The 26,245-nt window shown below is 59.7% G+C and carries 21 protein-coding genes; 19 read left to right on the forward strand and 2 right to left on the reverse strand.

Annotated elements, in window-relative coordinates; translation table 11 throughout:
• Both BBF94_RS11655 and map read right to left on the reverse strand, forming a co-directional pair.
• Positions 1-2,348, reverse strand: a 2,348-nt coding sequence (locus tag BBF94_RS11655) for a [protein-PII] uridylyltransferase (protein ID WP_065259185.1), incomplete at its 3' end; no start/stop codon positions are given.
• Between the two features lie 40 nt (positions 2,349-2,388).
• Positions 2,389-3,171, reverse strand: a complete 783-nt coding sequence (gene map / locus BBF94_RS11660; protein ID WP_065259186.1) for a type I methionyl aminopeptidase — start codon at positions 3,169-3,171, stop codon at positions 2,389-2,391.
• A 372-nt stretch (positions 3,172-3,543) separates the two neighbouring features.
• On the opposite strand from map, the gene rpsB reads away from it, so the two are divergent.
• From rpsB to BBF94_RS11755, 19 genes are all read left to right on the forward strand, one after another.
• Positions 3,544-4,281 (forward strand): 30S ribosomal protein S2, encoded by a 738-nt coding sequence (gene rpsB / locus BBF94_RS11665; protein ID WP_003222119.1) that lies wholly within the window; start codon positions 3,544-3,546, stop codon positions 4,279-4,281.
• 203 nt (positions 4,282-4,484) lie between these two features.
• A complete protein-coding gene (tsf, locus tag BBF94_RS11670; protein ID WP_065259187.1) occupies positions 4,485-5,348 on the forward strand; it encodes a translation elongation factor Ts in 864 nt (287 codons plus the stop codon).
• Positions 5,349-5,557: 209 nt separating this feature from the next.
• Positions 5,558-6,301, forward strand: a complete 744-nt coding sequence (gene pyrH / locus BBF94_RS11675) for a UMP kinase (protein WP_011332683.1) — start codon at positions 5,558-5,560, stop codon at positions 6,299-6,301.
• Complete coding sequence (gene frr / locus BBF94_RS11680; protein ID WP_065259188.1) at positions 6,298-6,855, forward strand: ribosome recycling factor; 558 nt, start codon at positions 6,298-6,300, stop codon at positions 6,853-6,855. The genes pyrH and frr overlap by 4 nt, the downstream gene beginning before the upstream one ends.
• Before the next feature lie 14 nt (positions 6,856-6,869).
• On the forward strand, positions 6,870-7,625 hold the full coding sequence (gene uppS / locus BBF94_RS11685; RefSeq protein ID WP_065259189.1) for a polyprenyl diphosphate synthase: 756 nt from the start codon (positions 6,870-6,872) through the stop codon (positions 7,623-7,625).
• On the forward strand, positions 7,625-8,431 hold the full coding sequence (locus BBF94_RS11690; protein ID WP_065259190.1) for a phosphatidate cytidylyltransferase: 807 nt from the start codon (positions 7,625-7,627) through the stop codon (positions 8,429-8,431). The genes uppS and BBF94_RS11690 overlap by 1 nt, the downstream gene beginning before the upstream one ends.
• Entirely contained in the window at positions 8,428-9,618 is a 1,191-nt protein-coding gene (gene ispC, locus BBF94_RS11695) for a 1-deoxy-D-xylulose-5-phosphate reductoisomerase (RefSeq protein ID WP_065259191.1), read from the forward strand. Before BBF94_RS11690 ends, ispC begins: the two co-directional genes overlap by 4 nt.
• 56 nt (positions 9,619-9,674) lie before the next feature.
• Positions 9,675-11,027, forward strand: coding sequence for a sigma E protease regulator RseP (gene rseP / locus BBF94_RS11700; RefSeq protein WP_065259192.1), 1,353 nt, complete (start codon positions 9,675-9,677; stop codon positions 11,025-11,027).
• A gap of 74 nt (positions 11,028-11,101) precedes the next feature.
• A complete protein-coding gene (gene bamA / locus BBF94_RS11705) occupies positions 11,102-13,477 on the forward strand; it encodes an outer membrane protein assembly factor BamA (RefSeq protein WP_065259193.1) in 2,376 nt (791 codons plus the stop codon).
• A 45-nt stretch (positions 13,478-13,522) separates the two neighbouring features.
• Positions 13,523-14,026: an OmpH family outer membrane protein gene (locus BBF94_RS11710; protein WP_065259194.1), complete on the forward strand. Its 504-nt coding sequence runs from the start codon at positions 13,523-13,525 to the stop codon at positions 14,024-14,026.
• A gap of 3 nt (positions 14,027-14,029) precedes the next feature.
• Positions 14,030-15,085 carry a UDP-3-O-(3-hydroxymyristoyl)glucosamine N-acyltransferase gene (gene lpxD, locus BBF94_RS11715; RefSeq protein WP_065259195.1) on the forward strand — a complete coding sequence of 352 codons (1,056 nt, stop codon included), beginning with the start codon at positions 14,030-14,032 and terminating at the stop codon, positions 15,083-15,085.
• A 106-nt stretch (positions 15,086-15,191) separates the two neighbouring features.
• Positions 15,192-15,632 carry a 3-hydroxyacyl-ACP dehydratase FabZ gene (gene fabZ / locus BBF94_RS11720; RefSeq protein WP_003222142.1) on the forward strand — a complete coding sequence of 147 codons (441 nt, stop codon included), beginning with the start codon at positions 15,192-15,194 and terminating at the stop codon, positions 15,630-15,632.
• Positions 15,629-16,405, forward strand: coding sequence for an acyl-ACP--UDP-N-acetylglucosamine O-acyltransferase (gene lpxA / locus BBF94_RS11725; RefSeq protein WP_065259196.1), 777 nt, complete (start codon positions 15,629-15,631; stop codon positions 16,403-16,405). The genes fabZ and lpxA overlap by 4 nt, the downstream gene beginning before the upstream one ends.
• A 2-nt stretch (positions 16,406-16,407) precedes the next feature.
• Positions 16,408-17,538: a lipid-A-disaccharide synthase gene (lpxB, locus tag BBF94_RS11730; protein ID WP_065259197.1), complete on the forward strand. Its 1,131-nt coding sequence runs from the start codon at positions 16,408-16,410 to the stop codon at positions 17,536-17,538.
• Between the two features lie 11 nt (positions 17,539-17,549).
• A complete protein-coding gene (gene rnhB / locus BBF94_RS11735) occupies positions 17,550-18,176 on the forward strand; it encodes a ribonuclease HII (protein WP_065259198.1) in 627 nt (208 codons plus the stop codon).
• A 76-nt stretch (positions 18,177-18,252) separates the two neighbouring features.
• Entirely contained in the window at positions 18,253-21,774 is a 3,522-nt protein-coding gene (gene dnaE, locus BBF94_RS11740; protein WP_065259199.1) for a DNA polymerase III subunit alpha, read from the forward strand.
• A 140-nt stretch (positions 21,775-21,914) separates the two neighbouring features.
• Entirely contained in the window at positions 21,915-22,862 is a 948-nt protein-coding gene (locus BBF94_RS11745) for an acetyl-CoA carboxylase carboxyltransferase subunit alpha (RefSeq protein WP_065259200.1), read from the forward strand.
• Positions 22,863-23,007: 145 nt separating this feature from the next.
• Positions 23,008-24,336 carry a tRNA lysidine(34) synthetase TilS gene (tilS, locus tag BBF94_RS11750; protein ID WP_065259201.1) on the forward strand — a complete coding sequence of 443 codons (1,329 nt, stop codon included), beginning with the start codon at positions 23,008-23,010 and terminating at the stop codon, positions 24,334-24,336.
• A gap of 274 nt (positions 24,337-24,610) precedes the next feature.
• Positions 24,611-26,242 carry a CTP synthase gene (locus tag BBF94_RS11755; protein ID WP_065259202.1) on the forward strand — a complete coding sequence of 544 codons (1,632 nt, stop codon included), beginning with the start codon at positions 24,611-24,613 and terminating at the stop codon, positions 26,240-26,242.
• The last annotated feature ends 3 nt before the right edge of the window (positions 26,243-26,245 follow it).

The following is a 26,245-nucleotide window of genomic DNA, read 5'->3' on the forward strand; positions in this document are numbered from 1 at the left end:
TACTCGTCCGGGTTGCGCAGGGCTTCGGTCAGTCCGTCGCGGATCTGCTTGATCCGCAGCGGATTGTCGCCGATCGAATCGCCATCGGTGTCGAGCACGATGTAGGTGTCGAGGGTGAACTGGCTGCTGGAGGTGATGACCCGGGCATCATGAATGTTCAGGTTGAGCTGGTCCATCGCGGCCACGGTCACGGCGAAAAAGTCGTGCTGGTCCGGCGCGTAGATGAAGATCTGCGTGCCGCCCTCGAATTCGCGCTGGGTGGTTTCCTTGATCAGCACCAGCGGCCCGCCGTCGGCCGGTTGCTGCAGAATCGCATCGCTGTGCCAGGCCACGTCGCCGGCCGTGTGGCGCAGGAAGTAGTCATCGCCCAGCTGCGCCCACAACTGCTCGACGTCGTCCGGATCGGTGCCGCCGCGTACCAGAATGTCCAGCGCCGCGCTCTGGGTCTGGCGGATCTGTTCTTCGCGGTCCACCGGGTTCTCCAGGCCGCGGCGCAAGGCGCGCTTGGTCTCGGTGTAGAGCTGGCGCAACAGGCTGGCGCGCCAGGAGTTCCACAGGGTCGGGTTGGTCGCGTTGATGTCGGCCACCGTCAGTACGTACAGGTAGTCGAGCCGGGTTTCATCGCCCACCGCCAGCGCGAAGTCATGGATGACTTGCGGGTCGGACAGGTCCTTGCGCTGGGCGGTGGTCGACATCACCAGGTGGTTCTGCACCAGCCAGACGATCAGGCGGCTGTCCCATACCGGCAATTGATGCCGCTGGCAGAACGCCTCGGCATCGACCGCGCCGATCTCCGAGTGGTCGCCATGCCGGCCCTTGCCGATATCGTGATACAGGCCCGCCATGTAGATGAGTTCGGGCTTGGGCAGTTTGGCCATGAGCTTGGCGGCCAGCGGAAACTTCTCCGACACCTGGGTGTACTGCAATTTGCGCAGGTGTTTGATCAGGTTCAGCGTGTGTGCATCGACCGTATAGATATGAAAGAGGTCGTGCTGCATCTGCCCGACGATGAAACCGAATTCCGGCAGATAGCGTCCGAGGATGCCGTAACGATTCATCCGCCGCAGGTTGCGGTGAATGCCGATCTTGCACTTGAACAGTTCGATGAACAGGCTGGTGTTGCGAATGTCGTTGCGAAAGTTGTCGTCGATCAGGTGACGATTTTCCCGCAGCAGGCGAATGGTATCGGCGCGCACACCCTTGATTTCCGGCTGCTGGGCCATCAGCACGAAGATCTCGAGCATCGCGAACGGCGTGCGGCGGAACACGTTGTCGTTGCGTGCTTCGATGTAACCGTCATGGAGCTGGAAGCGCGAGTTGATCGGCTGTGGCGGTGCTTCGTCTTCCGGGGCGAGAATGACTTCCTCGAAGTGCTGAATGATCAGGTCGCTGAGCTGGGCAATGCTCATCACCACGCGGAAGTATTGCTGCATGAAGTTTTCGACGGCCTGCTTGGCGTCGTCGCCCTGAAACCCCAGCAATCCGGCGATGGTGCGTTGATGATCGAACAGCAGTCGGTCTTCGGCGCGCCCGGCCAGCATGTGCAGGGCATAACGCACCTTCCAGAGGAACTCCTGGGACGATGCCAGCAGGGCGTTTTCACTCTCGACCAGGAAGCCTTCGCCGGCGAGGGCGCGCAGATTCAGGGTGCCGTACTGGCGCCGGGCGACCCAAAGGATCGTCTGGATGTCCCGCAGTCCGCCGGGCGAGCCTTTGACATTGGGTTCCAGGTTGTATTCGGTGTCGTTGTACTTGTGGTGGCGGGCCTTCTGTTCGGCGCGCTTGGCCAGGAAGAACTCCTTGCTCGGCCACATGTGTGCGGTGCTGGTGACATCGAGCATGCGCTGACGCAGGCGCTCCGGGCCGCAGATGGTGCGGCTTTCCATCAGGTTGGTGACCACCGTCAGGTCGGCGCGGGCCTCTTCGGCGCATTCCTCCACCGAGCGAACGCTCTGACCGACTTCCAGGCCGATGTCCCACAGCAGTGTCAGAAACCGCTCGATGGAGTCGCGGAAGATTTCGTGATCGGCGCTGTCCAGCAGGATCAGCAGGTCGATATCGGAATAAGGATGCAACTCACCGCGACCGTAGCCGCCGACCGCGACCAGCGCGATGTCGGCGTCTTCGCTCCAGCTGAACTGGTCCCAGGCCTTTTGCAGGATGTTGTCGACGAACCAGGCGCGATCCTCGATCAGCCGGCGGATGTCGCGGCCACTGCGAAAGCGTGCGTCCAGCACCTCGTGCGCCTGGCGGATCGCCTTCTTGAACGCGGCGATGGGGCTCGCTTTCAGGGCCAGTTCAGCCTGGAACTGGCCGCGGTCGAAGAGTTCGGGATCCACCTGCGGCATCGATTGGCTTTCCTTCTATAGGCTGGGAGCGGTTTGCGGATCAGGCCGATACGCGCGGGATCGTGTCATCGCTGCGCAGGGTGAAGATTTCGTAACCGGTGTCGGTGACAAGCAAAGTGTGTTCCCACTGCGCCGACAGCTTGCGGTCCTTGGTGATCGCGGTCCAGCCGTCGCCCAGCACCTTGGTGTCGGCCTTGCCCTGGTTGATCATCGGCTCGATGGTGAAGGTCATGCCGGCCTTCAGTTCCATCCCGGTGCCCGCACGGCCGTAGTGCAGGATCTGCGGCTCTTCGTGGAAGACCTTGCCGATGCCGTGGCCACAGAATTCGCGCACCACGGAGAAGCCGTTCTTTTCAGCGTGCTTCTGGATGATCTCGCCGATGTCGCCGAGGCGGCAGCCGGGTTTGACGATCTCGATCGCCTTGTACATGCATTCCTGGGTGACCTGGGACAGCCGCTCGGCCCAGACCGGCACGGTGCCGACGTGGAACATTCGGCTGGTGTCGCCGTGGTAGCCATCCTTGATCACGGTGACGTCGATGTTAAGGGTGTCGCCGTTTTTCAGCGGCTTGTCGTTCGGGATGCCATGGCAGACCACGTGGTTGATCGAGGTGCAGATCGACTTCGGGTAGCCCTTGTAGTTGAGCGGGGCCGGGATCGCCTGCTGCACGTTGACGATATAGTCGTGGCAGATCCGGTTCAACTCATCGGTGGTCACGCCCGGCTTGACATGCTCGGCAATCATTTCCAGCACATCGGCGGCCAGTTTGCCGGCGACACGCATGCCAGCGATGTCCTCGGGAGTTTTGAGGGTGACGGTCATACAGGCTCTCTCTGCGCTCGACGGCGCTTGCTGATACGGACAGGGCAGCGGTTTCGCCATGCCACCCTGAAAAACGCGATTCTAACAGACCAAAGGCGCAAATCCGCGCCTGCGTGCATCGCTTCTCTCTATACAATAGTGCGCGCAAGGCCGATTCCAAGCGGGCGGGATCCATGTCCCTGACGCGATTACAGATTCCGGGTTCCGTTTACGGCCTTGCTGTGGTATAAAATGCGCCGCTTTCCGGGGATAGCTCCGGGAACATTAACCCACACACGTGTCGACACGATGACCTGGGTGCCTTTGATCCTCGGATCAGGGGTTGGTCATTGGGATACGTGGAGGCCCAACCCGACTTATCAAGGAACTATCATGTCCCAAGTCAACATGCGCGATATGCTGAAGGCCGGTGTGCACTTCGGTCACCAAACCCGTTACTGGAATCCGAAAATGGGCAAGTACATTTTCGGCGCGCGTAACAAGATTCACATCATCAACCTTGAAAAAACCCTGCCAATGTTCAACGAAGCTCTGACTTTCGTAGAGCGTCTGGCCCAGGGCAAAAACAAGATTCTGTTCGTCGGCACCAAGCGTTCCGCCGGCAAGATCGTCGCTGAAGAAGCAGCACGTTGCGGTTCGCCGTACGTCGATCACCGCTGGTTGGGCGGCATGCTGACCAACTTCAAGACCATCCGTGCTTCCATCAAGCGTCTGCGTGACCTTGAAGTACAGGCCGAAGACGGTACTTTCGCCAAGCTGACCAAGAAAGAAGCGCTGATGCGCTCCCGTGATCTCGAGAAGCTGGATCGCTCCCTGGGCGGCATCAAGGACATGGGCGGTCTGCCAGACGCTCTGTTCGTGATCGACGTCGACCACGAGCGCATCGCGATCACCGAAGCCAACAAGCTGGGCATCCCGGTCATCGGCGTTGTCGATACCAACAGCAGCCCGGAAGGCGTTGACTACATCATCCCAGGCAACGATGACGCAATCCGCGCTATCCAGCTGTACATGGGTTCGATGGCTGACGCTGTTATCCGTGGTCGCAACAATGTTGCCGGCGGTACTGTTGAATTCGCAGCTGAAGAAACTCAGGCTGCAGCTGAGTAATTGACGCCCTGGCGTTGACTCAGTAAGCAAAAAGGGGGCTTGGCCCCCTTTTTGCCACCTCGAAAACCATTTGTCGGCGCCCGATTGTGGCAGCGCTCCCCCAGCATCTGTAACGTGCGGCGGGTATAAGGTGTTTCGGGAAGAATTGAACGCCCGTTCGATCGGGTGGAATGGTTGAATACCTATCCAAGAGGAATTTGAAAATGGCAGCAATTACTGCAGCGTTGGTCAAAGAACTGCGCGAGCGTACCGGCGAAGGCATGATGGATTGCAAGAAAGCCCTGGAAAAGGCTGGCGGCGACATCGAAAAAGCCATTGATGACATGCGTGCTTCGGGCGCGATCAAGGCTGCCAAGAAAGCCGGCAACGTTGCCGCTGAAGGCGCTATCGCTGTCAAGACCGACGGTAAATCCGCCGTTCTGCTGGAAGTGAACTCGCAGACCGACTTCCTGGCTCTGCAGGATGACTTCAAGAACTTCGTCAGCGAAAGCCTCGAAGAAGCCTTCGCTCAGAAGCTGACCGATGCCGCTCCCTTGATCGCTTCCCGTGAAGCAGCTCGTGAAGCCCTGGTTGCCAAGTGTGGCGAAAACGTCAACATCCGCCGTCTGGCGCGTGTTGAAGGTGACGTTGTAGGTGCTTACCTGCACGGCAACAAGATTGGTGCAGTGGTCGTTCTGAAAGGTGGCGACGTCGAGCTGGCCAAGAACATCGCCATGCACGTTGCGGCTTCGAACCCGGAATTCCTGGATGCATCGGAAATCTCCGCCGAGGCCATCGAGCGCGAGAAGAACGTATTCCTGCAACTGAACGCCGACAAGATCGCCGGCAAGCCGGAAAACATCGTTGAGAACATGATCAACGGCCGTATCACCAAGTTCAAGGCTGAAGCCTCGCTGAAAGAGCAGGCATTCGTCATGAACCCGGAAGTCAAGGTTGGCGAGCTGGCCAAGAAAGCCGGTGCCGAAATCGTTTCCTTCACTTACTTCAAAGTAGGCGAAGGCATCGAGAAGCCAGTTGACGACTTCGCTGCTGAAGTTGCTGCTCAAGTGGCTGCCGCCAAGCAATAAGACGGTTTTCGACTGTCGCCCGAAAGAGGCTGCCCGCTCACGCGCGCAGCCTCTTTTCAGATAGGGTTGCCAGTTTTTAATTGGTTTCCCCTTGGAACTGACTTACAAAGCCATGTTCCGATGGCGCTGAAGCAGCGCCACGCTAGAGTGAACGCAGCTGCAAACAGCTCGCAAAGAATTTTTTAAATACGCCGCAGGAGAGATTCGCAATGGCTCAGCAGGGCAGTGGTTATCAGGCTCGCTATAAACGCATTCTACTCAAGCTTAGCGGCGAGGCCCTGATGGGGTCGGAAGAGTTCGGGATCGACCCGAAAGTGCTGGACCGCATGGCGCTGGAAGTCGGCCAGCTGGTCGGCATCGGTGTTCAGGTCGGCCTGGTGATCGGCGGCGGCAACCTGTTCCGTGGCGAGGCGCTGAGCAAGGCGGGCATGGACCGGGTAACGGGCGACCACATGGGCATGCTGGCCACTGTGATGAACGCCCTGGCCATGCGCGACGCGCTGGAACGTGCCAATATCTCGGCCATCGTGATGTCGGCCATTTCCATGGTCGGTGTGACCGATCACTATGATCGTCGCAAGGCCATGCGCCACCTGAACTCCAAGGACGTGGTGATTTTCGCGGCCGGTACCGGCAATCCGTTCTTTACCACGGATTCTGCAGCCTGCCTGCGTGCAATCGAAATCGACGCGGACGTCGTGCTCAAGGCGACCAAGGTCGATGGTGTCTATACTGCCGACCCGTTCAAAGACCCGCATGCCGAGAAGTTCGATCATCTGACTTACGATGAAGTACTGGATCGCAAGCTGGGCGTAATGGATCTGACGGCTATCTGCCTGTGCCGCGACCACAAGATGCCATTGCGTGTATTCAACATGAACAAGCCCGGCGCCCTGCTGAACATCGTGCATGGTGGCGCTGAAGGAACCCTGATCGAGGAAGTTCAACAATGATCAATGAAATCAAGAAAGACGCCCAGGCGCGCATGCACAAGTCGCTGGAGTCGCTGAATCACGCGTTCGGTCAGATTCGTACCGGCAAGGCCCACCCAAGCATCCTGGGTAGCGTGATGGTGCCTTACTACGGTTCGGATACCCCGTTGAGCGGTGTTGCAAGTGTCACCGTGAAAGACAACCAGACCCTGCAGGTCGTGCCGTTCGAGCGCAACATGCTCGGTGCCATCGACAAAGCCATTGGCAGCGCCGGTCTGAACCTCAATCCGACGAACCTGGGTGAGCTGCTGCTGATCAAGATGGCGCCGCTGACCGAGGAAACCCGCAAGGGCTTCACCAAGCAGGCGCGTGCCGCTGCCGAAGATGCTCGCGTTGCGGTACGCAACATTCGTCGCGACGCCATGGGAGAGCTGAAAAAACTGTCCAAGGACAAGGAGATCAGCGAAGACGAAGAGCGTCGTGCAAGTGCCGAGATCGACAAGCTGATCAAGGACTTCGAAGCTCAGATCACCAAGGCGACTGACGAAAAAGAAAAAGACCTGATGGCCGTATAAGGGTCGAGCTTTAAATGGAAAAGACCAAGCAGACTGCGCCGTCCGCGGTGCCGCGCCATGTCGCGATCATCATGGATGGCAACAATCGCTGGGCGAAAAAACGCTTCATGCCTGGCGTCGCCGGGCACAAGGCGGGTGTGGATGCTGTGCGGGCGGTGATCGAAGTGTGCGCCGAGGCCAAGGTCGAGGTGCTGACGCTGTTCGCCTTTTCCAGTGAGAACTGGCAGCGCCCGGCCGATGAAGTCAGTGCCTTGATGGATCTGTTCTTCAAGGCATTGCGTCGTGAGGCCAAGCGCCTCAACGACAACAACATCAGCTTGCGCATCATCGGTGACCGCTCGCGTTTCCATCCCGAGCTTCAGGCCGCCATGCGCGAAGCGGAGGCCATGACCGCAGGAAGCAATCGATTCATCCTGCAGATCGCTGCCAACTACGGTGGTCAGTGGGATATCGCGCAGGCTGCGCAGCGTCTGGCCCGCGAGGTTCAGGCCGGACACCTGCGGCCGGATGACATCACGCCTGATCTGCTGCAAACCTGCCTGGCGACGGGTGATCTGCCGTTGCCGGACCTGTGCATCCGCACGGGCGGCGAGCATCGCATCAGCAACTTCCTGCTTTGGCAGCTGGCTTATGCCGAGTTGTACTTCTCCGACCTGTTCTGGCCGGACTTCAAACACGATGCCATGCGCAATGCGCTGGCCGATTTCGCTTCGCGTCAGCGTCGTTTCGGTAAAACGAGCGAGCAGGTCGAAGCTGGAGCCCGGGTTTAATGCTTAAACAACGAATCATCACTGCGCTGATCCTGCTGCCGATCGCTTTGGGCGGATTTTTCCTGCTCGAAGGTTCGGGCTTTGCGCTGTTCATCGGTCTGGTTGTCAGTCTGGGCGCCTGGGAATGGGCGCGCCTGGCCGGTTTCACTGCGCAATCGTTTCGCGTTGGTTATGCGGCGGTCGTCGCACTGATGCTGTTCGTCATGTACATCCTGCCAGGGCTGGCCCCCTGGGTGCTCGGTGCTTCGGTCATCTGGTGGGTGGTGGCGACCTGGCTGGTGCTGACCTATCCCCGCTCCAGCGAGCGCTGGGCCAGTGCCGCCAGCAAGCTGGTGATCGGCCTGCTGATTCTCCTGCCGGCCTGGCAAGGGCTGGTCTACATCAAGCAAAACCAGTTGGGTAACCTGCAGATCCTGGCCGTGATGGTGCTGGTCTGGGGGGCCGATATCGGTGCCTATTTCTCCGGTCGCGCGTTCGGCAAGCGCAAGCTCGCCCCGCAAGTCAGCCCCGGCAAAAGCTGGGAGGGCGTGTATGGCGGTCTGGCGTTGAGCCTGGTGATCACCACGCTGGTCGCACTGTTTCGTGACTGGACGGTGGCCCAATTGTTCAAGGGCTTGATCGGTGCGGCGCTGATCGTGTTCATTTCCGTGGTGGGTGACCTGACGGAGAGCATGTTCAAGCGTCAGTCCGGCATCAAGGACAGCAGCAATCTGCTGCCGGGCCATGGCGGCGTACTGGATCGTATCGACAGCCTGACGGCGGCGATTCCGGTATTCGCGGTATTGCTGTGGATGTCGGCACCGTGAGCCGCCCGCAACAGATTACCGTTCTAGGGGCGACCGGTTCGATTGGCCTGAGCACTCTGGATGTCATTGCTCGTCATCCCGAGCGTTATCAGATTTTCGCCTTGAGTGGCTTCTCGCGCCTGAGCGAGCTGTTGGCCTTGTGCGTGCGCCATGTGCCGCAATTTGCGGTGGTGCCGGAAATCGCCGCAGCCCGTGGCTTGCAGGATGACTTGCGTGCCGCCGGACTGCCGACGCGCGTGCTGGTGGGTGAGGAAGGTCTGTGCCAGATCGCGTCTGCTCCCGAGGTGGATGCCGTGATGGCCGCCATTGTCGGCGCTGCCGGTCTGCGTCCGACCCTGGCGGCTGTCGAGGCCGGCAAGAAAATTCTTCTGGCCAACAAGGAAGCGCTGGTGATGTCCGGCGCTCTGTTCATGGAGGCCGTGCGCAAGAGCGGCTCGGTCCTGCTGCCTATCGACAGCGAACACAATGCGATTTTCCAGTGCATGCCGCAGGATTTTTCTCGCGGTCTGAGTTCGGTCGGTGTGCGTCGGATTTTGCTGACAGCCTCTGGCGGTCCCTTCCGGCAGACGCCGATGGCCGAACTGGCGCATGTTTCACCCGATCAGGCCTGCGCTCATCCGAACTGGTCCATGGGGCGCAAGATTTCCGTGGATTCGGCCAGCATGATGAACAAGGGGCTCGAGTTGATAGAGGCCTGCTGGCTGTTCGATGCCCGGCCGTCGCAAGTCGAGGTGGTGATTCACCCGCAGAGCGTGATTCATTCTCTGGTCGATTACGTGGACGGCTCGGTACTGGCGCAGTTGGGCAATCCCGATATGCGTACCCCGATCGCCAATGCGCTGGCCTGGCCTGAGCGCATCGATTCGGGTGTGGCACCGCTGGACCTGTTTGCCATCGCGCGGCTGGATTTCGAGGCGCCCGATGAAGAGCGGTTTCCCTGCCTGCGTCTGGCACGCCAGGCCGCCGAGGCGGGCAACAGCGCGCCAGCGATGCTTAATGCCGCAAACGAGGTGGCAGTGGCAGCGTTTCTTGAGGGGCGGGTTCGCTACCTTGAAATCGCGAGTATCATCGAGGAAGTGTTGAATCTCGAGCCGGTGGTTGCTCTGAATGATCTCGATGCGGTGTTCGCGGCGGACGCGGCGGCTCGCAGGCTGGCCGGCCAATGGCTGACTCGCCACGGTCGATAGCTCTGGAGAGGGCATACGGCATCACGCGAAACGGAACAGGATTGCGGAGAAAGTAGATGAGCGCGCTCTATATGATTGCCGGCACCCTGATCGCCTTGGGTGTGCTGGTCACCTTTCACGAATTCGGCCATTTCTGGGTCGCGCGTCGCTGTGGCGTCAAGGTTCTGCGTTTTTCCGTGGGCTTCGGCATGCCCTTGCTGCGTTGGCACGACAAGCACGGAACCGAGTTCGTCGTTGCCGCCATTCCGCTGGGCGGCTACGTCAAGATGCTGGATGAGCGCGAAGGCGAAGTGCCTGCCGATCAGCTTCATCAGTCGTTCAATCGCAAATCCGTTCGTCAGCGCATCGCCATCGTCGCCGCCGGCCCGGTTGCCAACTTTCTGCTGGCCCTGGCGTTCTTCTGGGTTCTGGCCATGCTGGGCAGCCAGCAGGTGCGTCCGGTCATCGGTGCAGTAGAGTCCGGCAGTATCGCGGCGAAGGCCGGGCTGGGGGCTGGCCAGGAAATCATTGCCATCGACGGCGAGCCGACTTCCGGCTGGGCTGCCGTCAATCTGCAGCTGGTACGTCGTCTGGGGGAAAGTGGTTCGCTCCAGGTGTTGGTGCGCGAACAGGGTTCCACCGCTGATACGCCACGCGAGCTTGTGCTGGATCACTGGCTGAAAGGGGCGGAGGAGCCGGACCCCATTCGTTCGCTGGGTATTCGTCCGTGGCGTCCGGCACTGCCGCCAGTGCTTGCCGAGCTTGATCCGAAAGGTCCGGCCCAGGCGGCCGGGCTGAAAACCGGTGATCGTCTTTTGGCTCTGGATGGCCGGGCGCTGGACGACTGGCAGCAAGTGGTCGACACGGTACGTACGCGTCCTGATACCAGAATCATGCTGCATGTCGAGCGCAATGGTGCTCAAATCGACGTCCCGGTGACGCTGGCTGCGCGCGGCGAGGCCAAGTCGCCAAGCGGTTATCTGGGGGCGGGGGTGAAGGCGGTCGATTGGCCGCCGGAAATGGTCCGGGAAGTCAGTTACGGTCCATTGGCCGCGATTGGCGAGGGGGCCCGTCGCACGTGGAGCATGAGCGTCCTGACGCTGGATTCACTGAAGAAAATGCTGTTCGGCGAGCTCTCGGTAAAAAACTTGAGTGGACCGATAACCATTGCTAAAGTGGCGGGCGCTTCTGCCCAGTCGGGCGTTGCTGATTTCCTGAATTTCCTTGCTTATCTGAGTATTAGCCTGGGGGTTCTGAATTTGCTGCCCATTCCCGTACTGGATGGGGGGCATCTGTTGTTTTATCTGATCGAGTGGGCGCGTGGTCGTCCCTTGTCGGATCGGGTGCAAGGTTGGGGGATACAGATCGGTATCAGTTTGGTGGTCGGAGTGATGTTGCTTGCTCTGGTCAACGACCTGGGTCGCCTGTAACGCTTCGCTGAATCGCGAATCTGCCGCATTTTGCGGCAGTTTGTTTATTGCCAGTTGGAATAAGAAAGGACTTCATGAAACGTCTGCTGCTAACTGCGGTTCTCACCGCATTGATGATCGCCGAAGTTCACGCCGAGTCCTTCACTATCTCTGATATTCGCGTCAATGGCCTCCAGCGGGTCTCCGCGGGTAGCGTTTTTGGTGCCTTGCCGTTGAACGTCGGCGAGCAGGCGGATGATCGTCGCCTGGTGGAATCCACTCGTGCGTTGTTCAAAACCGGTTTCTTTCAAGATATCCAGCTGGGCCGCGAAGGCAATGTTCTGGTGATCACGGTCGTCGAACGCCCGTCGGTCGCGAGCATCGAAATCGAAGGCAACAAGGCGATCTCCACCGAAGACCTGATGAAGGGGCTCAAGCAGTCCGGTCTGGCGGAAGGCGAGATCTTCCAGCGTGCAACCCTCGAAGGTGTGCGTAACGAGCTGCAGCGTCAGTACGTGGCACAGGGCCGTTACTCGGCCACCGTCGATACCGAAGTGGTATCGCAGCCGCGTAACCGTGTCGGCCTCAAAGTGAAGATCAACGAAGGCGCCGTTGCTGCCATCCAGCACATCAACGTGGTCGGCAACACGGTTTTCCCTGAAGAAGACCTGGTCGACCTGTTCGAACTGAAAACCACCAACTGGCTGTCGTTCTTCAAGAACGACGACAAGTACGCCCGTGAAAAACTGTCCGGTGACCTGGAGCGTCTGCGCTCCTACTATCTGGATCGCGGCTATATCAACATGGATATCGCTTCGACCCAGGTTTCCATCACTCCGGACAAGAAGCACGTCTATATCACCGTCAACGTCAACGAAGGCGAGAAATACACCGTTCGTGACGTCAAGCTCAGCGGTGACCTGAAAGTCCCTGAAGACCAGGTCAAGTCGCTGTTGCTGGTGCAGAAGGGCCAGGTGTTCTCGCGCAAGCTGATGACTACCACTTCGGAACTGATCACTCGTCGCCTGGGCAACGAGGGGTATACCTTCGCCAACGTCAACGGTGTGCCGCAGCCGCACGACGATGACCACACCGTGGATATCCTGTTTGCCGTCGACCCGGGCAAGCGCGCCTATGTCAACCGCATCAACTTCCGTGGCAATACCAAGTCCGAAGACGAAGTACTGCGCCGTGAAATGCGTCAGATGGAAGGTGGCTGGGCTTCGACCTACCTGATCGACCAGTCCAAGACCCGTCTCGAGCGTCTGGGCTTCTTCAAGGAAGTCAACGTCGAGACCCCGGCCGTTCCGGGTGTCGATGACCAGGTTGACGTGAACTATGCGGTTGAGGAGCAGGCTTCCGGTTCGATCACCGCCAGTGTCGGTTTCGCCCAGAGCGCCGGTCTGATCCTCGGTGGCTCCATCACTCAGAACAACTTCCTGGGTACCGGTAACCGCGTCAGCGTCGGCCTGACCCGCAGTGAATACCAGAGCCGCTACAACTTCGGCTACGTTGACCCCTACTGGACCGCCGATGGCGTGAGCCTGGGCTACAACGCGTTCTATCGCACTACCGACTACAAAGACCTCGATGTCGACGTGGCCAGCTATGCGGTAGACAGCCTGGGTGCCGGCGTGAACGTCGGTTACCCGATCAGCGAGACTTCGCGTCTGACCTTCGGTCTGTCGGCTCAGCAGGACAAGATCAAGACCGGTACCTATACCGTCGATGAAATTTTCGACTTCGTCCGTCAGGAAGGCGATCAGTACCTGAACTTCAAGGCGTCGGCCGGCTGGTCCGAGTCCACCCTGAACAAGGGTGTCCTGCCAACCCGCGGTCGTTCGCAGAGTCTGACCCTGGAAACGACGATTCCTGGCAGTGACCTGTCGTTCTACAAACTGGATTACCGTGGCCAGCTGTTCCAGCCGCTGACCGAAAACTACACCCTGCGTCTGCACACCGAGCTGGGTTATGGCGACGGTTACGGTTCGACCGACGGCTTGCCGTTCTATGAAAACTACTATGCTGGTGGTTTCAACTCGGTTCGCGGCTTCAAAGACAGCACACTGGGTCCACGCAGTACTCCTAGCAAGGGCACCAACCCAGGTACTCTGCGTGACCCTGACCAGGATCCACTGCCATTCGGTGGTAACGTCCTGATCCAGGGGGGCGTCGAAGTCCTGTTCCCGTTGCCTTTCGTCAAGGATCAGCGTTCTCTGCGGACTTCCGTGTTCTGGGATGTTGGTAATGTATTTGACTCCAAGTGCAAGGACTCTGTGAATGCTGACGGTTCGAAGTCCAGCACTGAGTGCAACGACATCAGCCTGAGCAACATGGCCAGTTCCGTCGGTGTTGGCGTGACCTGGGTTACCGCACTGGGACCTTTGAGCTTCGCGTTGGCCACACCGATCAAGAAACCGGATAACGCTGAAACTCAAGTGTTCCAATTCTCCCTCGGTCAGACGTTCTAAGCGTCTGACCCAAGACAACGACAATGGATTTTGTAGGAGTGCATCGTGCGTAAGTTGACTCAATTGGTTCTCCTGGCCTCCGTACTGGTGGCAGGCCCGGCGTTCGCCGACATGAAAATCGCTGTTCTGAACTATCAGATGGCGCTGCTGGAATCCGATGCTGCGAAGAAGTACGCCGTGGATGCGGAGAAGAAGTTCGGTCCGCAGCTGAACAAGCTCAAGACGCTGGAAAGCAGCGCCAAGGGTATTCAGGATCGCCTGATGGCAGGCGGCGACAAGATGCAGCAGGGCGAGCGTGAGCGTCTGGAGCTGGAATTCAAGCAAAAGGCCCGTGACTTCCAGTTCCAGTCCAAGGAACTGAACGAAGCGAAAGCCGTTGCTGACCGCGAAATGCTCAAGCAACTGAAGCCGAAACTGGATAGCGCAGTGGAAGAAGTCATCAAGAAAGGTGGCTTTGACTTGGTGTTCGAGCGTGGCGCAGTGATCGACGTCAAGCCTCAATACGACATCACGCGCCAGGTTATCGAGCGCATGAACCAGCTGAAGTAACCCATGACCGTGACTATCAAACTCGGCCAGTTGGCCGAGTTCCTCGGCGCCACCCTGAGTGGCGATCCCGAGCAGCAAATTACTGGGCTGGCCACCTTGCAGGAGGCTGGCCCAGCTCAGTTGAGCTTTCTGGCAAACCCTCAATACCGAAAATACCTGGCAGGTTCGCAAGCAGCGGCATTGCTGCTCAAGGCCGCCGATGCCGAAGGTTATGCCGGTAATGCATTGGTGGTGCCGGATCCTTATCTCGCTTACGCACGTATTTCCCATCTGTTCGATCCGAAACCGAAATCCGCTGCCGGCATTCATCCGAGTGCGGTCATCGCACCGGACGCGGTGGTTGATCCGACTGCCAGCATCGGCCCTTTCGTGGTGATCGAAGCGGGCGCACGGATCGGGGCCGATGTGACCCTCGGTGCGCATTGCGTTGTCGGTGCCCGCAGCGAAATCGGCGAGGGTGGCTGGCTGGCGCCACGGGTGACGCTGTATCACGACGTACGCATCGGCAAACGTGTGGTGATCCAGTCCGGTGCAGTGCTTGGCGGTGAAGGCTTCGGCTTTGCCAACGAGAAAGGCGTCTGGCAGAAGATCGCCCAGATCGGTGGTGTGACCATCGGCGACGATGTCGAGATCGGCGTGAATACCGCCATCGACCGTGGCGCCCTGGCCGATACCGTGATCGGCAATGGCGTGAAGCTCGACAACCAGATTCAGATTGCCCACAACGTCCAGGTTGGCGATCACACCGCGATGGCGGCCTGTGTGGGAATTTCCGGCAGCACGAAGATCGGCAAGCACTGCATGCTCGCCGGCGGTGTCGGTCTGGTAGGGCATATCGATATTTGCGACAACGTATTCCTGACCGGGATGACGATGGTGACCCACTCGATTACCGAGCCGGGGGCCTACTCATCCGGTACAGCCATGCAACCGGCTGCCGAGTGGCGCAAAAGCGCGGCACGCATCCGTCAGCTCGATGATCTTGCACGGCGTTTGAAACAGCTTGAAAAGCGCGCAGGGGAAGTGACCCCTGGCGGCAATGCTTCATCTGAAGGCTGATACCATTTCCATATCAAGTATGCACGGCCTCTGGACTGCCTCCTTGATTTGCTAGAGGAGTGCGCATCAGTCGCGCTCCCAATCTTTACATAGGCTTCCCCCCGAAATGATGGACATCAACGAGATTCGCGAATACCTGCCTCACCGTTACCCGTTCCTGCTGGTGGACCGGGTAGTGGAGCTGGATACCGAAGGCAAGCGCATTCGCGCCTACAAGAATGTCAGCATCAACGAACCGTTCTTCAATGGTCACTTCCCGGCCCACCCGATCATGCCGGGCGTGCTGATTATCGAAGCGATGGCTCAGGCTGCCGGGATCCTCGGTTTCAAGATGCTCGATGTGAAGCCGGCCGATGGCACCCTCTACTATTTCGTCGGCTCCGACAAACTGCGCTTCCGTCAGCCGGTGCTGCCGGGCGACCAGTTGATCCTTGAAGCCAAGTTCATCAGCTGCAAACGCCAGATCTGGAAATTCGAATGCCAGGCTTCGGTTGATGGCAAGCCGGTCTGCTCCGCTGAAATCATCTGTGCGGAACGCAAGCTATGAGTTTGATTGACCCTCGCGCAATCATCGATCCTTCGGCCGTGCTGGCCGAAGGTGTCGAGGTCGGCCCATGGTCGATCGTCGGCGCAGGTGTGGAAATCGGCGAGGGAACAGTGATCGGGCCCCACGTGATCCTCAAAGGTCCGACCCGAATCGGCAAGCACAACCGCATCTACCAGTTTTCTTCGGTAGGTGAGGACACGCCTGACCTCAAGTACAAAGGCGAAGATACCCGTCTGGTGATCGGCGACCACAACGTGATCCGTGAAGGTGTGACCATTCACCGTGGCACGATCCAGGACCGTTCCGAAACGACCCTGGGCGATCACAACCTGATCATGGCTTATGCCCACATCGGTCACGACAGTGTCATCGGCAACCACTGCATTCTGGTCAACAACACCGCACTGGCCGGCCATGTTCATGTTGATGACTGGGCGATCCTGTCGGGATTCACCCTGGTACACCAGTATTGCCACATCGGTGCCCACAGCTTTTCCGGCATGGGCACGGCCATCGGCAAGGATGTTCCGGCGTTCGTCACGGTATTCGGCAACCCGGCCGAGGCTCGCAGCATGAACTTCGAGGGCATGCGTCGTCGCGGCTTCAGCGAGGATGCCATTCACGCCCTGCGCCGCGCCTACAAAACGGTGTACCGTCAGGGGCTGACCGTCGAGCAGGCGCTGGCCGAGCTGGCCGAACCTGCCACTCAGTTCCCGGAAGTCGCGGTATTCCGCGACTCCATCCAGTCGTCGTCTCGCGGCATCACCCGCTGATCATGGCCAGTCTGCGTATAGCGCTGGTGGCGGGTGAGGCTTCCGGCGATATTCTGGGCGCCGGGCTGATGCGTGCGCTCAAGGCACAGCATCCGGCGGTCGAGTTCATCGGCGTCGGCGGTCCTTTGATGCAGGCCGAAGGTCTGAATTCCTACTTTCCCATGGAGCGCCTGTCGGTCATGGGGCTGGTGGAAGTTCTCGGGCGGCTGCGCGAATTGCTCAAGCGTCGCAAGGATCTGATCGCCACGCTGATCGCCGAAAAACCGGACGCCTTCATCGGCATCGATGCCCCGGATTTCAACCTCAATATCGAACTCAAGCTGCGTCAGGCCGGGATCAAGACCGTGCATTACGTCAGTCCGTCGGTATGGGCGTGGCGGCAGAAGCGGGTGCTGAAGATCCGCGAAGGCTGCGACCTGATGCTTACGCTGTTGCCGTTCGAAGCGAAGTTTTACGAAGAGAAGGGCGTACCGGTGCGGTTTGTCGGCCATACGCTGGCCGATACCATTCCACTGGAAGCCGACCGCGCCGCCGCGCGGGCCGAACTGGGGCTGCCGGACGGTCCGCTGGTTGCCCTGATGCCGGGCAGCCGGGGCGGCGAAGTCAGTCGTCTGGGCGCGCTTTTTCTCGATACCGCCGAACGTCTGCGCGCCATGCGTCCGGGTTTGCGCTTCGTCATTCCATGTGCCAACCCCGAGCGCCGGGCCCAGCTCGAAGAACTGTTGGTCGGCCGTGATCTGCCGGTGACCCTGCTCAACGGCAAGTCCCATCTGGCGCTGGCAGCGTGTAACGCGGTTCTGATCGCGTCCGGCACCGCCACGCTCGAAGCACTGCTGTACAAACGTCCGATGGTGGTGGCCTATCGGCTTGCACCGCTGACGTTCTGGATTCTCAAACGCATGGTCAAGAGTCCATACGTTTCCCTGCCGAACCTGCTGGCCCAGCGCTTGCTGGTACCGGAGTTGTTGCAGGATGATGCGACGGTCGAGTCGCTCGCCCAGACCCTGGCGCCGTTGATCGACGGTGGGGAAGAGCAGACCCGCGGCTTCGACGAGATCCACCGCACCCTGCGTCTCGACGCTTCGAATCAGGCGGCTGACGCCGTTCTGAACCTGATCGGTCAAACACGATGAGCAAGACAAGCATGCAGATGGGCCTGGATTTCACCCTGGTCGCCGAAGTCGAAGAGCTGGTGGCCGGCGTTGATGAAGTCGGCCGTGGCCCGTTGTGTGGCGCGGTGGTCACGGCGGCGGTCATCCTTGATCCCGATCGGCCGATTCTCGGCCTCGATGATTCAAAAAAACTCACCGAAGCCAAACGTGAAAAGCTCTACGACGAAATCTGCGAAAAGGCGCTGAGCTGGTGCATCGCCCGCGCCGAAGTCGAAGAGATCGACGAACTGAATATTCTGCATGCCACCATGCTGGCGATGCAGCGTGCGGTGGCCGGCCTGCACATACAGCCGAAACTGGCGATGATCGATGGTAACCGCTGCCCGAAACTGCCAATGCGTTCCGAGGCGGTGGTCAAGGGCGACAGCAAGGTGCCGGCCATCGCAGCGGCGTCGATTCTGGCCAAGGTCAGCCGTGACCGCGAGATGGCGGCGTTTGAATTGATCTATCCGGGTTACGGTATCGGTGGTCACAAGGGCTATCCGACGCCCGTTCATCTGGAAGCGCTGGCACGCCTGGGGCCGACGCCCATTCACCGGCGCTCGTTCGCCCCGGTCCGGCAAGCCTGGGAAGCGCTGGAAGGTCTGGCGCCGGTCTAGCGGCAAGGCTGATGTTTTATTCCGGGCCCGGTACAATCCGGGCCTTGTTGTCTCTATGTAACTGGACAGGATCACTATGCCGGCTTCATTCGTTCATCTACGCCTGCACACTGAATACTCCCTGATCGACGGCCTGGTGCGGATCAAGCCGCTGGTCAAGGCCCTGACCGGCATGGGCATGCCGGCGGTTGCGGTTACCGACCAGAACAACATGTGTTCGCTGGTCAAGTTCTATAAAAACACCATGGCTGCGGGGATCAAGCCGATCTGCGGCGCCGACCTGTGGCTGTCGAACAAGGATCCGGACGGGCCATTGAGCCGGATCAGCCTGCTGGTCATGAATGCCCAGGGCTATCGCAATCTGACCGAACTGATTTCCCGGGGCTTCATCGACGGCCAGCGCAACGGCATGATCATTGTCGAGCGCGAATGGGTGGCCGAAGCCAATGAAGGCCTGATCATGCTGTCCGCTGCGAAAGAGGGCGAGATCGGCATGGCGTTGATCGGCGGCAACCCCGCCGAGGCCGAGGCCCTGACCCGCGAGTGGATGTCGGTGTTCCCGGATCGTTTCTATCTGGAAGTCCAGCGCACCAATCGTCCCAACGACGAAGAACAACTGCACGGCGCCGTGGCCCTGGCCGAGAAGCTCGGAGCACCGCTGGTCGCCACCAACGATGTGCGCTTCATCAAGCAGGAAGACTTCGAAGCTCACGAAACCCGCGTCTGCATCGGTGAAGGCCGGGCCCTCGACGATCCGCGCCGTTCGAAGAACTACAGCGACCAGCAGTACCTGAAAAGCGCCGAGGAAATGGCCGAGCTCTTCAGCGACTTGCCGGATGCGGTGGAAAACACCGTCGAGATCGCCAAGCGCTGCAACATCGACGTGAAGCTGGGCAAGCACTTCCTGCCCGACTATCCGATTCCCGATGGCATGACCATCGACGAGTATTTTCGCAAGGTGTCGTTCGACGGCCTGGAAGAGCGTCTGGCGGTTCTGCTTCCCAGGGAGACCACCGAAGACTACGAGGCCAAGCGTCAGGTCTATGTCGACCGGCTGAATTTCGAGCTGGATATCATCATCCAGATGGGCTTTCCCGGTTACTTCCTGATCGTGATGGACTTTATCCAGTGGGCCAAGAACAACGGCGTGCCGGTGGGCCCGGGGCGGGGATCGGGTGCCGGATCGCTGGTGGCCTATGTGCAGAAGATCACCGACCTTGATCCGCTGGAATATGACCTGCTGTTCGAACGTTTCCTCAACCCGGAACGGGTTTCCATGCCCGACTTCGACGTCGACTTCTGCATGGACGGTCGCGACCGGGTGATCGACTATGTGGCCGAAAAGTACGGCCGCAATGCGGTAAGCCAGATCATCACCTTCGGTTCCATGGCGGCCAAGGCTGTGGTACGGGACGTGGCGCGGGCTCAGGGCAAATCCTTCGGCCTGGCCGATCGACTGTCGAAGATGATTCCGTTCGAAGTCGGCATGACCCTGGAAAAAGCCTACGAGCAGGAAGAAATCCTGCGCGACTTCATCAAGGTCGATGAAGAAGCGGCGGAAATCTGGGAGATGGCGCGCAAGCTCGAAGGTGTGGTGCGAAACGTCGGTAAGCACGCCGGTGGCGTGGTGATCGCGCCGACCAAACTGACCGACTTCTCGCCGATCTATTGCGACGAGGCCGGCGACGGTCTGGTAACCCAGTTCGACAAGGACGACGTCGAGGCGGCCGGTCTGGTGAAGTTCGACTTTCTCGGTCTGCGGACCCTGACGATCATCGACTGGGCGCTGAAAACCATCAACCGTGACCGCGCCAAGGTCAACGAGCCGCCACTGGACATCGCGTTCATCCCGCTGGATGACAAACCGACCTATCAGTTGCTGCAAAAGGCTGAAACCACCGCAGTGTTCCAGCTCGAATCCCGCGGCATGAAAGAGCTGATCAAAAAGCTCAAGCCCGACTGCCTCGAAGACCTTATCGCACTGGTGGCACTGTTCCGCCCGGGCCCTCTGCAGTCCGGCATGGTGGATGACTTCATCAACCGCAAGCACGGTCGCGCGGAACTCGCGTATCCGCACCCGGACTACCAGTACGAAGGCTTGCAGCCGGTACTGGCGCCGACGTACGGCATCATCCTGTATCAGGAACAGGTGATGCAGATCGCCCAGGTCATGGCCGGCTACACCCTCGGTGGTGCGGACATGCTGCGTCGGGCGATGGGTAAAAAGAAACCCGAGGAAATGGCCAAGCAACGGGGCGGTTTCATCGAGGGTTGCGCGAAGAACAACATCGACGCGGATCTGGCCGGTAACATTTTCGACCTGGTAGAGAAATTCGCCGGTTACGGTTTCAACAAGTCTCACTCTGCCGCCTACGGCCTCGTCTCGTACCAGACCGCCTGGCTGAAGGCTCACTACCCGGCGCCGTTCATGGCCGCGGTACTGTCGGCAGATATGCACAACACCGACAAGGTCGTGACCTTGATCGAAGAAGTGCGCACGATGAAGCTGCGTCTCGACGCGCCGGACGTGAACACTTCGGAGTTCAAATTCACGGTGAACGACGAGGGTCGCATCGTGTATGGCCTGGGCGCGATCAAAGGCGTCGGCGAGGGCCCGGTGGAAGCGATCACCGAGGCGCGCCAGGACGGTCCGTTCAAGGATCTGTTCGACTTCTGCGCCCGTGTCGACCTCAAGCGCATCAACAAGCGCACGCTGGACGGTCTGATCCGCAGCGGCGCGCTGGATCGCCTCGGTCCGTTCTTCCATGACGAGCAAAAGGCCTATCAGGCCAATATCGACCGCAATCGCGCGGTGTTGCTGGCGGCGATGGAAGAAGCCATCAAGTCGGCCGAACAGACTGCGCGCACCCGGGACAGTGGTCATGCCGACCTGTTTGGCGGGTTGTTCGTCGAGGAAGACGCAGACGTTTACGCGCTGCATCGCAAGGCCAAGGAACTGACCCTCAAGGAACGCCTCAAGGGCGAAAAGGACACCCTTGGCCTGTACCTGACCGGCCATCCGATCGACGAATACGAAGGTGAGATTCGCCGGTTTGCCCGTCAGCGCATCATCGACCTGAAGCCGGCCCGGGATACCCAGACCGTGGCGGGGATGATCATTGCCCTGCGGGTGATGAAGAACAAGAAAGGCGACAAGATGGGCTTCATCACCCTCGACGACCGCTCCGGCCGGATCGAGGCGTCGCTGTTTGCCGACGCCTTCCACTCCGCGCAATCGCTGTTGCAGACCGACGCGATGGTGGTGGTCGAAGGCGAGGTCAGCAACGACGACTTCTCCGGTGGCCTGCGGTTGCGGGTCAAGCGGGTCATGAGCATGGAAGACGCACGCACCAACCTGGCCGAAAGCCTGCGTCTGAAACTGCAGACTCAGGACCTGAAGGGCGATCAGCTACGCTGGTTGGGTGATTTGCTCAAGCGTCATCGCGGGGCGTGCCCGATTACCATGGAGTACACCAGTCCCGATGCGAAGACTTTGCTGCAATTTGGAGAAACCTGGCGGATCGATCCGGCGGATGCCTTGATTCAAGCCCTGCGTGACCAGTTCGGGCGAGACAACGTCTTCCTCCAATACCGTTGACCGGCAGGTGAGATCAGACCGCCTGCCCGCAACCTGAATTTTTAATCTCGACCTCAGCGCGCCTCTCCCTTAAGGTAGGGCGCGAATAGACAACCGGCCGGCCCCAAGCTCACTTGGGACACGCCCCAAGACGGACGCCTATGAACCCGAATTTCCTGGATTTCGAACAGCCGATCGCCGACCTGCAAGCCAAGATCGAAGAGTTGCGCTTGGTCGGTAATGACAATTCGCTGAATATTGGCGATGAGATCTCCCGCCTGCAGGACAAGAGCAAGACGCTGACCGAAGACATTTTCGGCAAGCTGACCAGCTGGCAGATCGCACGTCTGGCGCGTCACCCGAAACGTCCATATACCCTGGACTACATCGAGCACATCTTCACCGAGTTCGACGAACTGCACGGTGACCGCCACTTCTCCGACGACGCGGCCATTGTGGGTGGTGTGGCACGTCTGGAAGACCAGCCAGTGATGGTGATCGGTCACCAGAAGGGCCGCGAAGTCCGCGAGAAAGTCCGCCGCAACTTCGGCATGCCGCGTCCTGAAGGCTACCGCAAGGCCTGCCGTCTGATGGAAATGGCCGAGCGCTTCAAAATGCCGATCCTGACCTTCATCGACACCCCGGGTGCCTACCCGGGCATCGACGCTGAAGAGCGCAACCAGAGCGAAGCGATTGCCTGGAACCTGCGTGTCATGGCCCGCCTGAAAACCCCGATCATCGCCACCGTGATCGGTGAGGGTGGTTCCGGCGGTGCGCTGGCGATCGGCGTCTGCGATCAGTTGAACATGCTGCAGTACTCGACTTACTCGGTAATCTCGCCGGAAGGCTGTGCTTCGATTTTGTGGAAAACCGCAGAAAAGGCGGCGGATGCCGCTGAGGCCATGGGTATCACGGCCGAGCGCCTGAAAGGCCTGGGCATCGTGGACAAAGTGATCAGCGAGCCTCTGGGCGGCGCTCACCGCGATCCGGCTGCCGCCGCTGCTTCGATTCGTGCCGAGCTGAACTCGCAGCTGGAAATGCTGAAGAAGTTCGATAACGAAGCGCTGCTCAAGCGTCGTTACGATCGTCTGATGAGCTACGGTCTCTAAGCCGAGCCGTTTCGGTCATCGATGCAAAACACTGTGGGAGCGGGCTTGCCCGCGAATGCGATGTAACATTCAACAACTGTGTTGGCTGTTTCACCGCTTTCGCGAGCAAGCCGCTCCCACATTTGGTTTGTGAACAGGTAGAAAAATGGGTCAGCCCTCGATTGATTTGCCTTCCAGGCTTCTGCGCAATCTCAAGCCCTGGTTCGGTGCTGCCCATTGGCGCATTGCTTTCTCCGGCGGACTCGACTCCACCGTCCTGCTGCACCTTCTGACAACGCTCGCCAGAACCGAATTCCTCCCGGCGCTAAGCGCCATCCATGTCCATCACGGCCTTCAGGCTGTGGCTGATGCGTGGCCGGCGCATTGCCAGGCTGTCTGTGACACCTTGGGCATTCCATTGCAGGTCGTTCACGTGACTGTGCCAAAGGGCGCCAGCCTTGAGCGTGCGGCGCGGGATGCACGTTACGCGGCATTCGGTGCAGCGATTCAGGCCAATGATGTGTTGCTGATCGGGCAGCATCGCGACGATCAGGCTGAAACCCTGCTGTTCCGATTGCTGCGAGGCGCCGGCGTGCGCGGGCTGTCCGGCATGCCGGCGCAACGAGCGTTGGGGCAGGGCAGTCTGGTTCGGCCGTTACTCGATATCCCGCGTTCCGAACTGGAGGCTTACGCCCGGGAACAAGGGTTGCGCTGGATCGAGGATCCGTCCAATCAGGATCGACAGTTCTCGCGCAATTACTTGCGTCATCAGGTCATGCCATTGTTGACCGGTCTCTGGCCGCAGGCTCACGTCAGCATGGCCCGCAGTGCGGCGCACTTGCGCGAGGCGCAGGGTTTGCTCGATGAGCTGGCGCAGAACGATCTGGCTCAGGCGAGCGGGCCCGGTGCATTCGACTGGTCGGGGTTGCCATCACTGGAGTTTGCAGCCATTGCGGGTTTGTCCGATGCGCGCCAGCGAAATGCACTCAGTCACTGGCTTGAGCCGCTGACCCGGCTGCCGGATACCGACCACTGGTCGGGTTGGAGCGATCTGCGGGATGCCGGTAACGATGCCGCTCCGGTCTGGCGTCTGGCGGATGGCGCGTTGCACCGAAGTGGCGGTCGCCTGTGGTGGCTCAGTGGGCAATGGTTGCTCAGCCCGGTAGTCAGCGGCGACTGGCACGAGCCGTCACTGGCGCTACGCTTGCCCGATAACGGACGTGTCGTGTTCAGCGGTCAGACGCCTGTCGGGCCGCTGCATATCCGCTATCGGCAGGGCGGTGAGGTGATGCATCTGGCGGATCGCGGTCATCGTGATCTCAAGCGTCTGCTCAATGAGCGCGCGGTGCCTGGCTTCATGCGTGGCAGATTGCCGCTGCTGTTTCGCGGTGAACAATTGCTTGCCGTGGCGAACCTGCCGGGGCTCGATGGCAATGCGCGGGAAGGCTGGCGTTTGCATTGGCAGCCTTCGGACGAAGATCAAGGTTTGAGATGAAGGGGGCATTCCGGTAGACTACGCTCCCTTCTTGATACAACTTCTGTGGATTCGCCTGAATTGCAGGAGTTGCCGATTACCAAGCAGTCTTTGCTGGGCGATTCCAAAAAATGTGTAGCGAGCAACGTACCGGTGTTTTCACTTCCGGTCTGTCCCAACGCGGCGGTTTTTTTGAAAGGTGCACTGTGATTAATGCAGGTGATCGGGGGCTTCGGCCTTCCTTCGCTTTCCCCGGCGGCTCGGACCGCTTTAACGCAGACTTCTAGGGTTTTTCATGACGCGCTACATATTCGTCACGGGCGGTGTTGTTTCTTCTTTGGGGAAAGGCATTGCATCGGCTTCATTGGCGGCCATCCTGGAGGCGCGGGGGCTTAAGGTCACCATGCTGAAGCTGGATCCGTACATCAACGTCGATCCGGGCACCATGAGCCCGTTCCAGCACGGTGAAGTGTTCGTCACCCACGACGGCGCCGAGACCGACCTGGACCTGGGCCACTACGAGCGGTTCATCCGCACGACCATGACCCAGAACAACAACTTCACCACCGGCCGTGTCTACGAGCACGTGCTGCGCAAAGAGCGCCGTGGTGACTACCTGGGTGCAACCATCCAGGTGATTCCGCACATCACCGACGAAATCAAGCGTCGCATCATCAAGGGGGCCGGCGATGCCGACGTGGCCCTGGTGGAAATCGGCGGTACCGTTGGCGATATCGAGTCGCAACCGTTCCTCGAAGCCATCCGTCAACTGCGTGTGGAAGTCGGTTCCAAGCGCGCGATGCTGATGCACCTGACCCTGGTTCCGTACATCGCCACCGCTGGCGAGACCAAGACCAAGCCGACCCAGCACTCCGTGAAGGAACTGCGTTCGATCGGCCTGCAGCCGGACGTGCTGATCTGCCGCTCCGACCATCCGGTGGATGTGTCGTCCCGTCGCAAGATCGCGCTGTTCACCAACGTTGAAGAGCGTGCGGTGATCTCTCTGGAAGACGTCGACACCATCTACAAGATCCCGGCCGTGCTGCACGCCCAGGGTCTGGATGACTTCGTCGTCGAGCGTTTCGGCCTGCAATGCAATGGCGCCGACCTGTCCGAATGGGAAAAGGTCGTCGATGCCAAGCTCAACCCGGAGCACGAAGTCACCATCGCGATGGTCGGCAAGTACATGGAATTGCTGGATGCCTACAAGTCGCTGATCGAAGCGATGAGTCATGCCGGCATCACCAACCGCACCAAGGTCAACCTGCGTTACATCGATTCCGAAGACATCGAGAACCAGGGCACTGCGCTGCTGGAAGGTGCCGACGCGATCCTCGTACCGGGCGGCTTCGGTCTGCGCGGCGTGGAAGGCAAGATCACTGCCGTTCAGTACGCTCGCGAAAACAAGGTTCCGTACCTGGGTATCTGCCTGGGCATGCAAGTGGCGGTCATCGAATTCGCCCGTAACGTGCTGGGCTGGAAAGACGCCAACTCCACCGAATTCGATCGCGCCAGCGGTCATCCGGTCGTGGGTCTGATCACCGAGTGGGCAGACGCCACCGGTGCCGTCGAGGTGCGTACCGAAGCGTCCGATCTGGGCGGCACCATGCGCCTCGGCGCTCAGGAGTGCCTGCTCGAACCCGGCTCCAAGGTACATGACTGCTACGGCAAGGATGTGATTGTCGAGCGTCACCGTCACCGTTACGAAGTGAACAACAACCTGCTGCCGCAGATCATCGAGGCAGGCCTGAAGATTTCCGGTCGTTCCTCCGATGCAGCGCTGGTTGAAGTGGTCGAGGCTCCGGATCATCCATGGTTCGTCGCGTGCCAGTTTCACCCGGAATTCACCTCGACGCCACGTGACGGTCACCCGCTGTTCAGCGGTTTCGTGAAAGCAGCGTTGGCTCAACACCAGAAGAAGGCGTAACCC

This window comes from Pseudomonas bananamidigenes (genome assembly GCF_001679645.1).
Taxonomy (GTDB): Bacteria; Pseudomonadota; Gammaproteobacteria; order Pseudomonadales; family Pseudomonadaceae; genus Aquipseudomonas; species Aquipseudomonas bananamidigenes.

Bases quoted from the DNA above. Each gene is read 5' to 3' on its own strand.
- BBF94_RS11690 (WP_065259190.1), top strand. From the start codon at position 7,625: ATGCTTAAACAACGAATCATCACTGCGCTGATCCTGCTGCCGATCGCT.
- pyrH (WP_011332683.1), top strand. From the start codon at position 5,558: ATGGCTCAGCAGGGCAGTGGTTATCAGGCTCGCTATAAACGCATTCTA.
- rseP (WP_065259192.1), top strand. From the start codon at position 9,675: ATGAGCGCGCTCTATATGATTGCCGGCACCCTGATCGCCTTGGGTGTG.
- BBF94_RS11745 (WP_065259200.1), top strand. From the start codon at position 21,915: ATGAACCCGAATTTCCTGGATTTCGAACAGCCGATCGCCGACCTGCAA.
- uppS (WP_065259189.1), top strand. From the start codon at position 6,870: ATGGAAAAGACCAAGCAGACTGCGCCGTCCGCGGTGCCGCGCCATGTC.
- fabZ (WP_003222142.1), top strand. From the start codon at position 15,192: ATGATGGACATCAACGAGATTCGCGAATACCTGCCTCACCGTTACCCG.
- lpxA (WP_065259196.1), top strand. From the start codon at position 15,629: ATGAGTTTGATTGACCCTCGCGCAATCATCGATCCTTCGGCCGTGCTG.
- BBF94_RS11755 (WP_065259202.1), top strand. From the start codon at position 24,611: ATGACGCGCTACATATTCGTCACGGGCGGTGTTGTTTCTTCTTTGGGG.
- map (WP_065259186.1), bottom strand. From the start codon at position 3,171: ATGACCGTCACCCTCAAAACTCCCGAGGACATCGCTGGCATGCGTGTC.
- bamA (WP_065259193.1), top strand. From the start codon at position 11,102: ATGAAACGTCTGCTGCTAACTGCGGTTCTCACCGCATTGATGATCGCC.
- rpsB (WP_003222119.1), top strand. From the start codon at position 3,544: ATGTCCCAAGTCAACATGCGCGATATGCTGAAGGCCGGTGTGCACTTC.
- tilS (WP_065259201.1), top strand. From the start codon at position 23,008: ATGGGTCAGCCCTCGATTGATTTGCCTTCCAGGCTTCTGCGCAATCTC.
- lpxD (WP_065259195.1), top strand. From the start codon at position 14,030: ATGACCGTGACTATCAAACTCGGCCAGTTGGCCGAGTTCCTCGGCGCC.
- rnhB (WP_065259198.1), top strand. From the start codon at position 17,550: ATGCAGATGGGCCTGGATTTCACCCTGGTCGCCGAAGTCGAAGAGCTG.
- tsf (WP_065259187.1), top strand. From the start codon at position 4,485: ATGGCAGCAATTACTGCAGCGTTGGTCAAAGAACTGCGCGAGCGTACC.
- frr (WP_065259188.1), top strand. From the start codon at position 6,298: ATGATCAATGAAATCAAGAAAGACGCCCAGGCGCGCATGCACAAGTCG.
- dnaE (WP_065259199.1), top strand. From the start codon at position 18,253: ATGCCGGCTTCATTCGTTCATCTACGCCTGCACACTGAATACTCCCTG.
- lpxB (WP_065259197.1), top strand. From the start codon at position 16,408: ATGGCCAGTCTGCGTATAGCGCTGGTGGCGGGTGAGGCTTCCGGCGAT.